The sequence below is a fragment of the Spirosoma koreense genome (genome assembly GCF_054777875.1).
On sequence record NZ_BAAHAC010000022.1, the window covers coordinates 1,248,144 to 1,259,803 of the forward strand.

At 54.6% G+C, this 11,660-nt stretch carries 8 protein-coding genes; 3 read left to right on the forward strand and 5 right to left on the reverse strand.

Annotated elements, in window-relative coordinates; translation table 11 throughout:
* Positions 1–8: 8 nt before the first annotated feature.
* The 4 genes from ACYVC2_RS18535 to ACYVC2_RS18550 form a co-directional block, all read right to left on the reverse strand.
* Positions 9–620, reverse strand: a complete 612-nt coding sequence (locus ACYVC2_RS18535) for a 2,3-bisphosphoglycerate-dependent phosphoglycerate mutase (RefSeq protein WP_461104424.1) — start codon at positions 618–620, stop codon at positions 9–11.
* 330 nt (positions 621–950) lie between these two features.
* A complete protein-coding gene (locus ACYVC2_RS18540; protein ID WP_461104426.1) occupies positions 951–1,787 on the reverse strand; it encodes a T9SS type A sorting domain-containing protein in 837 nt (278 codons plus the stop codon).
* A 6-nt stretch (positions 1,788–1,793) separates the two neighbouring features.
* On the reverse strand, positions 1,794–2,408 hold the full coding sequence (locus tag ACYVC2_RS18545; RefSeq protein WP_461104428.1) for a type VI secretion system tube protein Hcp: 615 nt from the start codon (positions 2,406–2,408) through the stop codon (positions 1,794–1,796).
* 383 nt (positions 2,409–2,791) lie between these two features.
* On the reverse strand, positions 2,792–5,080 hold the full coding sequence (locus tag ACYVC2_RS18550) for a GH92 family glycosyl hydrolase (protein ID WP_461104430.1): 2,289 nt from the start codon (positions 5,078–5,080) through the stop codon (positions 2,792–2,794).
* Positions 5,081–5,252: 172 nt separating this feature from the next.
* Between ACYVC2_RS18550 and ACYVC2_RS18555 the strand changes: the two genes are divergently transcribed.
* The 3 genes from ACYVC2_RS18555 to ACYVC2_RS18565 are packed head-to-tail and all read left to right on the forward strand — an operon-like array spanning position 5,253 to position 10,223.
* On the forward strand, positions 5,253–6,155 hold the full coding sequence (locus ACYVC2_RS18555; protein ID WP_461104432.1) for a ThuA domain-containing protein: 903 nt from the start codon (positions 5,253–5,255) through the stop codon (positions 6,153–6,155).
* Between the two features lie 9 nt (positions 6,156–6,164).
* A complete protein-coding gene (locus ACYVC2_RS18560) occupies positions 6,165–9,335 on the forward strand; it encodes a PVC-type heme-binding CxxCH protein (RefSeq protein ID WP_461104434.1) in 3,171 nt (1,056 codons plus the stop codon).
* A 24-nt stretch (positions 9,336–9,359) separates the two neighbouring features.
* Positions 9,360–10,223, forward strand: a complete 864-nt coding sequence (locus tag ACYVC2_RS18565) for a sugar phosphate isomerase/epimerase family protein (protein WP_461104436.1) — start codon at positions 9,360–9,362, stop codon at positions 10,221–10,223.
* A gap of 49 nt (positions 10,224–10,272) precedes the next feature.
* Here the strand turns inward: ACYVC2_RS18565 and ACYVC2_RS18570 are convergent, their stop codons facing one another.
* Positions 10,273–11,601 carry a sensor histidine kinase gene (locus ACYVC2_RS18570; protein ID WP_461104438.1) on the reverse strand — a complete coding sequence of 443 codons (1,329 nt, stop codon included), beginning with the start codon at positions 11,599–11,601 and terminating at the stop codon, positions 10,273–10,275.
* Positions 11,602–11,660 lie beyond the last annotated feature (59 nt).

An 11,660-nucleotide genomic window follows, 5' to 3' on the forward strand; every position in this document is an offset into this window, starting at 1 on the left:
CACCCGCGTTACTTCGGTAACAGATGAAATTGCCCCGTGGCCTGATCGTAGTCGTACTGGCGCGGAATGCCGGTAGCCAGCTCGACCTTCTCGATGTCTTCGGGACTGATGTGTTCCAGTTCCATCATGAGCGCCCGCAGGCTGTTGCCGTGGGCCACCACCAGTACCGGCTGACCGGCCTGAAGATGCGGTAGAATTGCCGTTTTGAAATAAGCTGTCACGCGGGTATGCGTATCGGCCAGGCTTTCGCCGTTTGGGGGCGTATCGGCGTACCCACGTCGCCAGCGGAACACCTGCTCTTCGCCAAATCGCTCCTGGGCTTCGTTCTTGTTCATACCCTGCAGATCGCCGTACATGCGTTCGTTGAGGGCCGCATTGCGTTCGACGAGTAGACCGGGTTGGCCGATCTCCTCCAGAATAATCGCCATGGTTTCGATGGCCCGCTGGAGAACTGAGGTAAACCCGATATGAAAGTTGAGCCGATGGGATTTGAGCAGCACTCCGGCTTCGTGGGCTTCGTGCCGACCCAGATCGGTCAGTGGGGTATCGGTGGTTCCGGTAAAGCGGTTTTCGGCGTTCCACTGCGACTGTCCGTGGCGAACAATGACAAAAAGAGGCATAGCTGAATGGCAGAGATCTGCTTTTTAGTACAGTTCATCGCTGCAAAGTGTTTTGAAAAAGCGATTTTTTAGGAAATAGTTCAACCGCACCGGGAAGGCCAAAAAGCAGAAATCCCGAAAGACGACCGTTTTCAGGCTGTCTTTCGGGATAAAATCGTTGATCCGGTTGATCCGAAGGTTGTCCGGAGCTAATTAAGACCGAGGAGCCTACTGCCATTCCGACGCAGGAGGAATCTTAAACTCGCCTATATAGGAAGCTCAAGATTCCTCCTGCGTCGGAATGACAAGAGACCAACTGATTGGGGCTTTTTATGACGTTCCGGTTGCCTCTCAGGGCCGCACGATAAAGGATTTAGCCGCCTGCTGGTTTTTGGCACCGACCCGAACGATGTACGTTCCGGGCGCGAGCGTCAGCGCAGCCGGTATATTGAAACCCTGATCGGCATCGAGTCGGGCGTTTGGTTCGCGGTGAAGTAGTCGCCCCTGCTGATCATATAAGGCGACCGAGACGTTTTCCTCCATGCCTACGCCAGAGATGCGGAAATTGATCTGGCGGGCTTCGCCCGGATTCGGAAAGACCGTAACCGCCAGCACAGAAACCGCCCCTTTTACCGCAATGATCTGGCTGTAACTGAAACTACCGTCCAGATCGACCTGTTTCAGCCGATAATACGTATAGACCGTACTAGTGTTCGGGTCGACGAACTGGTAGTTCACATTCTGAGCCGAAGTTCCTTTGCCTTTTACCGACCCGATCGTTTCGAATCCGGCGGCTGGATTGGCCGAGCGTTGAATGGCAAAGTAATCGTTGTTGATCTCGGCGCTGGTGGTCCAGTTCAGTTGCACCTGCGTGGTGTCGAGTCGTTGTCCGCTGAAATTGATCAGCCTGACTGGCATCGGCGTGTTTATGAAGCAAACACCACTGCATTGAGCCGACGCATCTCTGACGCGGGCACCTGGCAACCATTCTGCCTGCCGATTCGCCACCAATAGTGTCGAGTAATACCCCGCCTTCGTCATGGCCACCAACCGATCGGCGGCTTGTTTCTGCTTCGTAACTGGCGGGTCTGTTCGCTCACCGGCCAGGCCAGCGTGGCCATTTATCAGCATCAGCACAGCTGCCCAGACGGCAAGGTACGGGCCTTTTTTCGGGCTATAATATGCCATATGCCACTAAAAGTTAGCCGTGTTGGTGGTCTGGTTCCACGTGGCTGGCGGATTGGCAGTGATCACCCCCGTATTACTCTGGGTATACGTCGTTACCTGAATGGCACCATAAATGATCTTGAAGCTTTCTCCCACGCATCCATTCGTACAGCCTGTGCCAACTCCTGCACTGGCATTGAATTCGGTTATGATGGCATTCTTCAGATCTATTTTATAGACCGTGGCAGGTGCGGCATTATCTCCCGAAGATCTGGTGACCAAAATTTGCGCGGAGGATAAAATAATACCCGAAAGACCCGCCTGCATCAAGCGGTTGGAAGACTGGTCGACGTTTTTAGTGATGGTAATTGCATTGAGCTGCGTTTTACCAACATTGTTGCCGGCGCTACCAATCGTTGACGCGTTTTCATAACCATACTGAAAGCTGGTAATCGTGGCAAAGTTCCTGAGAGCGCCTTCCTGCTGAGGACTGGCATTCGCCGTCAGTGTCCCGCTGGTTACAGGCGCGGAATTGGCATCTTCTCTCGCCCCTACGGCGCTGAAGTAGATATCCTGCGAAAAAGCCGTGCCTGTGCAGAAAAGAGCGATTACAGTAACTAAAAAAACGTACAGTTTTTTCATGAGGTAAATTTGGTTAAGTTGGATAAAGCTTTGAGGATTAAAAAGTAAACAGGGTACAAGGTAATATATACGGATCAAAGAATTACATTAAAAAAACAGAATAGAGCTTGGTGCGGGTACTTACTTTAGGGAAAGGTATATATTGGGCGATATAATTCCCCTGCTTGCTGAAATAGAGCTGGCTCATCTGAATGAAATTCGCCGGGAAACAAGGGCCGATAATAGACTTTTGCAGGCTGTTGATAAAAAGCCTGTTCAAATTTGTACGCTTCCAGGAAGGGTTTACTTGTTCGTATTCTTCCGACGGCAGGAGAAATCTTATTGGTGAATTTAAGATTTCTCCTGCCGGCAGATGAACAAAAGAGTAGTCAGTCTTAACGGGTTTATTTCTTTTCTGCGGTCGAGAACGAATAGGGGAGATCAACTGGTTTCGTGCCGCGTTGCCGGTTTGGGGTTGCCGACATCGTAAAGTTTAGTACAGCGCCTTTTTGCAGCTCTTGGTGGCTCAGCCAGTTTTGGGGGTAGGGCTTTCCGTTCAGTTGCAGCGACTGGATATACCGATTCCGGGCGCTGTTGTCGGGCGCGTTGATTACCAGTTGTTTGCCATTTTCCAGCGTTGCCGTTACCTTTTTGAACAACGGAGCGCCGACCACGTACTGGTCGGTGCCGGGGCAGACCGGATAGAAGCCCATGGCCGTAAAGACGTACCAGGCCGAGGTCTGGCCGTTGTCTTCGTCGCCACAGTAGCCATCGGGGGTGGGCAGGTATAGTCGGTTCATGACTTCACGGAGCCAGTACTGCGCTTTCCAGGGTTCACCGGCGTAGTTGTAGAGGTAAATCATGTGCTGAATAGGCTGGTTCCCGTGCGCGTACTGGCCCATGTTGGCAATCTGCATCTCCCGGATCTCGTGAATGACGCTGCCGTAGTATGACTCATCGTAAACGGGTGGCAGCGTAAAGACCGAATCCAGCTTGGCGACGAATTTTTCCCGCCCGCCCATCAGGGTCACCAGTCCTTGTACATCGTGGAAAACCGACCAGGTATAGTGCCAGCTGTTGCCCTCCGTAAACGCATCCCCCCACTTGAACGGGTTAAACGGCGACTGAAACGAACCGTCCTTGTTTTTGCCCCGCATCAGTCCGGTTTGTTTGTCGAACAGGTTGCGGTAATTCTGAGAGCGTTTGGCGAAGCGATCGATTTCGGCCTGCGGACGTTTCAGGGCTTTCGCCAGCTGATAAATCGTGAAGTCGTCATACGCGTACTCCAGGGTACGGGCGGCATTTTCGTTGATTTTTACGTCGTAGGGCACGTACCCAAGCTCATTGTAATAGTTGGCTCCCCGCCGACCAACGGCATCCATTGGCCCTTCTTTCTCCGAATTTTTCAGGATCGCTTCGTACAGCGTGTTGATGTCGTAGCCGCGTCCGCCTTTCAGGTAGGCATCGGCAATGATCGAGGCCGAGTTGGAGCCGATCATGGTATTGCGCAGACCCGGACTGGCCCATTCGGGCAACCAGCCGCCTTCTTTGTACGCATTCGCCAGGCCCTCCTGCATCTGTGCGTTCAGCGACGGATACATCAGGTTCAGGAACGGAAACAACGACCGGAAGGTGTCCCAGAACCCAGTGTCCGTGAACATATACCCCGGTAACACCTGACCGTTGTAGGGGCTGTAATGCACGACTTTTTTGGTCGCATCGAGTTCGTAAAACTTGCGGGGAAACAGCAGCGATCGGTACAGACACGAATAGAACGTCTGCAACTGGGCCAGCGAACCCCCTTCGACCTGAATCCGGCCCAGCTCTTTATTCCAGGCCGCTTTGGCTTTCTGCCGAACCCCCTCGAACGAATCCACTCCGATTTCGCTCAGGTTTTGTTCGGCCTGTTCGTAGCTGATAAACGACGAGGCTACCCGCGCCTGAACCTGCTCGCCCCTGGCTGTTTTGAACCGAACGACCGCACCCGCGTGGCCCGCCTGGCTTTCCAGATCGCTGCTCAGTTTTTTGCCATTCCAGGTTTGGGTTGCTGTAAATGGCTTGTCGAAGTAGATGACGAAGTAGTTCTTGAAATTGGCCGGAACGCCCCCACTATTCCGGGTAGTGTAACCGATGATTTTTTGCTCGGCGGGCATGATTTTTACGTACGATCCTTTGTCGAAGGCATCGATCAGCACGAACGAACTGTCAGTTTTGGGAAAGGTAAAGCGAAAGCGGGCGGCCCGTTCCGTTGGCGCAATTTCGGTTGTAACGTCGTGGTCGGCCAGGTAAACGCTGTAGTAATACGGTTTCGCTATTTCGGCCTTGTGCGAGTACCAGCTGGCGCGTTCATTCTCGTCGATGCGCAGCTTCCCGGTTAGGGGCATGATCGAAAACTGGCCGTAGTCGTTCATCCAGGGCGACGGCTGGTGCGTTTGTTTGAACCCCCGGATTTTGTCGGCGGCATAGGTATACGCCCAGCCGTCGCCCATGCGACCCGTCTGGGGCATCCAGAAATTCATCCCCCAGGGCAGAGCGATGGCCGGATAGGTATTGCCATTGGATAAACTGGGCTTGGAGTCGGTTCCAATGAGCGGATTGACCCACTCCACCCAGTCGGCCGATTGGGCGAGGGAGGGCACAGGCAGAGCCGCCGATAGGCTGGCTCCGAGTAACAGGTAAAGCAATTGTTTCATAGGGCGAAGGTAGCGAAAGGTGGTCTCACTTTCGGAGTGCGGCCAGCGCGCCAGGCTGATTAAGAACGCAAACTAGCCTATTTTCACCCCAACGCCGTAGAGTCTATAAGTAAATCCCGCCGGAAACCTTCTTAACAAGGCAGGTCACCGTATTCCTTAAAAGCCGCCGTTCATGCAAACCAATCGACGCGCATTCTTCCATCAGATTACCGGTATGCTGGCAGCCGCAGGTATAGCCAGCCAAACCGAAGTGCTGGCGAATCACCCGAATCGGCATTCCGCCAAAGACAAGCCCTATGTCGTTTTCGTGACGGGCGACCACGAGTACAGTGGTGAGCTGACGATGCCGCTGATTGCCGACGAGCTGGAAAAGCACTACGGCATGCGAACGAAAGTGCTGAAATCCGTGCCTGATTACAACGGCGAGAAAGACATTCCAGGGCTCGAAGTACTTCGGGAAGCCGATCTGGCGGTTTTCTTCCTGCGCTGGCGTCTACTGCCGCAGGAACAACTGAATTACATCGACGAATACCTCAAGTCGGGGAAACCCGTGATGGGCTTTCGAACGACGACTCACGCGTTTAACTATCCCGACGGCGACGACCGGAAGCGCTGGAACGCGTTCGGTGAGTTTGCGTTTGGTGCTCCTCCGGGTTGGGGTGGCAAGGCGCAGCACACTCACTACGGACACAACAGTACGACCGACGTAACGATTATTCCGGCTGCGGCCAGTAACCCCATCCTGACCGGCGTGGCCCCGTCTTTTCACGTGGCTTCCTGGCTCTACCGGGTGCTACCCGATTATCCGCCGAAGGATGCCGTGCCGCTGCTGATGGGTAAATCCGTCAACCCCGACAAGGCGGCCATCGACAATCCGGTAGCCTGGACCTGGCGGAACCAGTGGGGCGGCAAAGCGTTTCTGACGACGATGGGCCACCCGGAAGATTTTCAGGTAGAATCGGTGCAGCGGCTGGTGATCAACGCCATTCACTGGGAGCTGGGACTACCCGTTCCTAAGAAGTGGAAGGGGAAAATCGATATCAACGTACCGTACGGCCATCCTAAAAAATCCTGACCCAACACTATGCCTAAGCTTCGGAAAACCAGTGCCAAAGGGTTGCTGATCATCATTGGCATTGCCCTGATTGCCTTCAGTGCGTTTCAGAACAACGCCCCCCAGTCGCTTCCGCTCAAAAAAGGGTCGCGCATCATGTTGCTTGGCAACAACCTGGGGTCGCGGATGATGAACTACGACAATTTCGAAACCGAGTTGCAGGTTCGGTATCCGGACAATCAGTTGTTTATCCGGAATATGTGCGACGGGGGCGATACGCCCGGCTTCCGGCCACACGCCAGCCGGAACGAGCCCTGGGCTTTTCCGGGTGCCGAAAAATTCCAGACCGAATACGCTAACCCTTCGGAAAGTGAAGGCCATTTCGAGACGCCCGACCAGTGGCTGACCCGCCTGAAAACCGACGTGATCATTGCCTTTTTCGGCTACAACGAGTCCTTCCAGGGCAAAGCTGGTCTGGCCAACTACAAAGCCGAACTGGATGCGTTTATCAAATGGACGCTCAAGCAGATATACAACGGAAAGACAGCTCCGCAACTGGCCATCGTCTCGCCGATTGCGTTCGAAGATCTGTCTGACAAATACGATCTGCCAAACGGCAGGCAGGAAAACGAGAACATTTTGCTGTATACGAACGCCATGAAAGACGTGGCCGCTCAGAACAACGTGCTCTTCGTCGACGCCTACAACCCGTCGAAACAATGGTATGCCGAAACCCAGGAGCCGCTGACCATCGACGGCTCGCAGTTGAACGAAGAAGGCTATAAAAAACTGGGGGTACTGCTGGTCGATCAGGTATTTGGCAAAGCACCGTTGAAAGCCGAAGCTAACCGGAAACTGGTGCATGATGCCGTGATGGAGAAAAACTGGATGTGGCACAACGACATCAAAATTCCGAACGGCGTACACGCCTATGGCCGTCGGTACAACCCCTTCGGGCCGGACAATTACCCGGCGGAGATCGAGAAGATCCGGCAGATGACCGCTGTTCGCGATACGGCGATCTGGCTGGCGGCTGCCAAAGGCCAGAAATTGGATCTGGCCGCTGCGGATAAAAACACGAAGCAGCTGCCCGCCGTTAAAACCAATTTCAACCCGGAGAAGAACGGCAGCCTGACGTACCTGTATGGGCAGGAAGCGCTCAGTAAACTCAAAGTGCCACCGGGCTACAAAATCGAACTGTTTGCGTCGGAGCAGGAATTCCCGAATCTGGCCAAACCCATGCAGATGTCGTTCGACAACAAAGGTCGGCTTTGGGTAGCCTGCATGCCCAGCTACCCGCACTACAAGCCGGGCGATACCAAGCCGAATGACAAAATCATTATTCTGGAAGATACCAACAACGACGGTAAAGCCGATAAGGAAAGCGTGTTTGCCGACGGCCTGCACCTGCCGCTGGGTTTCGAACTGGCCAAAGAAGGGGTTTACGTCTCGCAGGGCACGAACCTCAAGCTGTTCAGCGATACGAACAACGACGGCAAAGCTGATAAGGTCGAGATTCTGCTGAGCGGCTTCGACGACCACGACACCCACCACAACAGTCATGCCTTTACGGTCGATCCGTCCGGCGCGATTTATTCGGGCGAAGGGGTATTTCTGCATACCAACGTCGAAACGTCCTACGGACCCGTTCGGGCGACGAACGGCGGATTTTACCGTTACGCGCCCCAGCGCCACAAACTCGAACGCACGGCGCAACTGTCTATCCCGAACCCGTGGGGGATTGCCTTCGACGACTGGGGACAGCCGTTCTTTGCCGAAACCTCCAGCCCCGACGTGCGCTGGATGATGCCCGGTACGGTGCTGCCACGCTACGGAGAAGCGACCCACAAATCGGTGCAGCTCGTCGAAGAGGCTCACCGCGTACGGCCTACATCGGGTCTGGAGTTTGTATCGAGTCGGCATTTTCCCGACGACATTCAGGGCGATTTTCTGATCAACAATACCATCGGTTTCCTGGGTACCAAAGAACATACGCTGGTAGACGACGGTACGGGCTACAAAAGCAAACACCGCCAGGATCTGGTGGTCAGTGAAGACCGTAACTTCCGGCCGGTCGACATGGAATTTGCCCCCGACGGCTCGCTCTACCTGATCGACTGGCACAACATCCTGATTGGGCACATGCAGCATAACGCCCGCGATCCGCTACGCGACCATTCGCACGGCCGGGTGTACCGGATAACGTACCCGTCGCGGCCGCTGGTAACCCCCGCCAAAATCGACGGAGCCAGCGTGGAAGAGCTGCTGGACAATCTCAAACTGCCCGAATACCGCACCCGCTATCGCACCCGTCGTGAACTGCGGGGCCGGGACGTCAACGAGGTGCTGACGAAACTAACCAAATGGGTCGCTACGCTGGACAAGAACGACCCGCGCTACGAGCACCATCTGCTCGAAGGACTGTGGGTGAGCTGGGGCATGAACAAAGTCGACCAGAACCTGCTGCGGCAAATGCTGAAGGCCAAAGATTATCACGCCCGGGCGGCCGCGGTTCAGGTGGTTCGCTATACGGGTCATCAGGTGGCCGATCAGGCCGATCTGCTGATGCAGGCCGCCCGCGATGAAAACAGTCGGGTTCGGCTGGATGCGATTGTAGCTGCGTCCTGGATCGGTCCCGAAAAAGGATTGCCGATTCTGGCCGAAGCGGCCAAAAAACCGCTGGACGAGTGGATGATTCACGCTCACGAAGCTGCTGTGGCGCACCTGAAAGGTGAGAATGTAAAGAAAGAAAAAGAGACAACGACGAAATCGACACTGAAAGGGCCAGAACTGGTCCTGTATAATCAGGGGCGGCAGATTTACGCCAAAGAAGGCTACTGTACAACCTGCCATCAGCCCGACGGAAAAGGCCTGATCGCGTCTGGGTTCCCCCCGCTTACAGCCAACAAATGGGTGCTGGGCAACGAAGATCGGCTGATCAAAATAGCCCTGAAAGGGCTACTGGGACCAATTGAGGTCAGCGGAAAAAAATACCCTGGCCAGGTACCCATGACACCCTTCGGAGGGTTACTCAAAGACGACGAAGTGGCTGCGGTGCTGACCTACGTCCGGAATTCATTCGGCAACCAGGCGCCGGCAGTCTCGCCCGAGAAGGTGAAGAAAATCAGAGCGGCTACCGAAAGCAAGAAGGATTTTTATTCGCCCGAGCAATTGCTGAAGCAACACCCTTTGGAAAAATGATGCGGTTCATTCAATCCCAACCTCATGCCCAATTTACAATCGTCACCTGTTGGTTTTAATTTATTGGCCTGGTCGGCGCCCATTTCTGAAAAAATGCATCCGATGACGGAGCGGCTCAGGAAAATCGGTTACGACGGTATCGAATGTTTTATCGATTATCAGGACGTTTCGACCTACGCGCAATTCGGTAGCCACCTGCGGGAGTTGGGTTTGCAGAGCACCTGCGTGATGGTGATGAGCCCGGACGAAAACCCCGCCAGCGATTCGGCCAGCGTTCGTGAGCAGGGACTGACCCGGCTGAAAGGAGCCATCGATCGGGCGCACGCGATGGGAGCAACGGTCATTTGTGGGCCATTTCATTCCGCCTTTGCGACCTTCTCGCGTCAGGAACCTCAGCCCGACGAATACGCGCGAAGCGCTGAAGTGCTTCATGCCGCCGGCGATTATGCCAAACAGGCCGGTATCGTACTGACGCCCGAAGCAATCAACCGCTTTGAGTGCTACCTGTGCAACACGATGGCGCAACTAGCCCGACTGGTGCAGCAGACGGATCACCCGAACGTACGGGCTATGTTCGATACGCACCACGCCAACCTGGAAGAAAAACGATTTCCGGACGCCATCCGGACCATTGCGCCGGTGCTGGCCCACGTGCACATCAGTGAAAACGACCGCGGCACGCCCGGCGATGGGCATATTCCCTGGGACGACACGTTCCGAACCCTGGCCGAAATCAATTATACCGGCTGGATGACCATCGAGGCCTTTACGCGGAACGACGTTGATTTTGCCAACTCGATCAATGTCTGGCGCGAATACAACGACCCCTGGGACATTGCCGAGAATGGTTTTCGGTTCATTAAAGCCATGCAGGCAAAATATTCCTGATGTATCGCCCGGTATCGCGGACTCAAGTCCGCGATACCGGGCGATACCGTTAATTGATCAGGGGCAGGGTGATGATAAATTGCTCGTTGTCTTCGTAAAGAGTTGGAGGTGGCTGGCTCAGTATCTGGTATTTCGACCATATATTAGCCAGTCCTACGCCGTTGGACGCGACGCGCACACTTTTTCGCTGTACATTATTGCGGACCTGAAGCTGCTCGTCTTCATTGGTCGTGATGGCAATGGTCAGGGGGCGGCTGGCCAGAATGACGTTGTGCTTGACGGCATTTTCAACCAGTAGTTGCAGGGTCAGCGGAGGCAGCTTTCGGTTCATCAGCGAAGGCGTCACCTGGCAGATTACCTGCAGCGCTTCGCCGTGTCGGGTTTGCAGCAGGTGGCTGTACGAGCGGATAAACGCCAGTTCGTCGGCGAGGGTCGTCAGCGACTGGTCGTTGGCCCGCAGCAGATACCGGTATACTGAGCTTAATTCATCCAGAAAAACCCCGGCTCGCTGCGCATCATCGTCGATCAGCGCGCTGAGCGAGTTCAGGCTGTTGAACAGAAAATGCGGATTTACCTGCGCCTGCAACGCCCGGATGTGTACTTCATTTTTTTCCTGTTCCAGCCGTTGCATGGCCAGTTCGGCTTCTAACTGATTGCGGTGGAGTTTTTCGCGTTCGTGCGTTAGTTCACGTTCCATCACGGCGCTCCGAACGGCCGCCTGCCGCTGCCGGTATCCCAGCCCGAGCGAGAAACACACTAGTTCGGCAATGATGCCAATCTGCATGTACGTCAGCGATATACCCCAGAACGATCCCGACCAGTCTTCATTTCCCCAGCTCAGCGACAGAAACATCGACGTCAGCCCGCCCGTCAGCAAAAAAGCCGTGCCAACGGCATAATAGCGCGAGACGGTATCGCCCAGTGAAAGCATTTGCCGAATGCCGTATATACCCAGAACGGCCATGGCAAGCCGCATAGTGATGAACGTGGTCTCGTACACGCCGGGCGACCATAGCCAGCGTACGTAGCAAAGCATGAACTGGCCGACGACATAAATGACAATCCCGACTTTGACCCACTGCAACTGTCGGTAAAAATCCGGTAGCCGTCGGCGCAGATACAGAATATCGTCGGCAAAGTCGAAATAAACATAATAGGCTCCCATGGGGGCCACCGCCCGAACAAAGTAGTTGGTTTCTGTCGAGAACCAGTCCCGAAATACGTAGACACGCATGCCAAAATAGAAGAGCCAGGCCAGCATGTAGAGCGTATAGAGACCGTAGCTACGATCCCGATACGTGATCCACTGCACCACGTTCAGCAGCATGATCGACAGGACCATCCCGATAAAAACCGCTCCCCAAATCTGAAAAGTCATGCGTAGATAGTCTGGATAGTCATTAATGACAATACTGAAGCGGTAATGCTCTGGCGAAG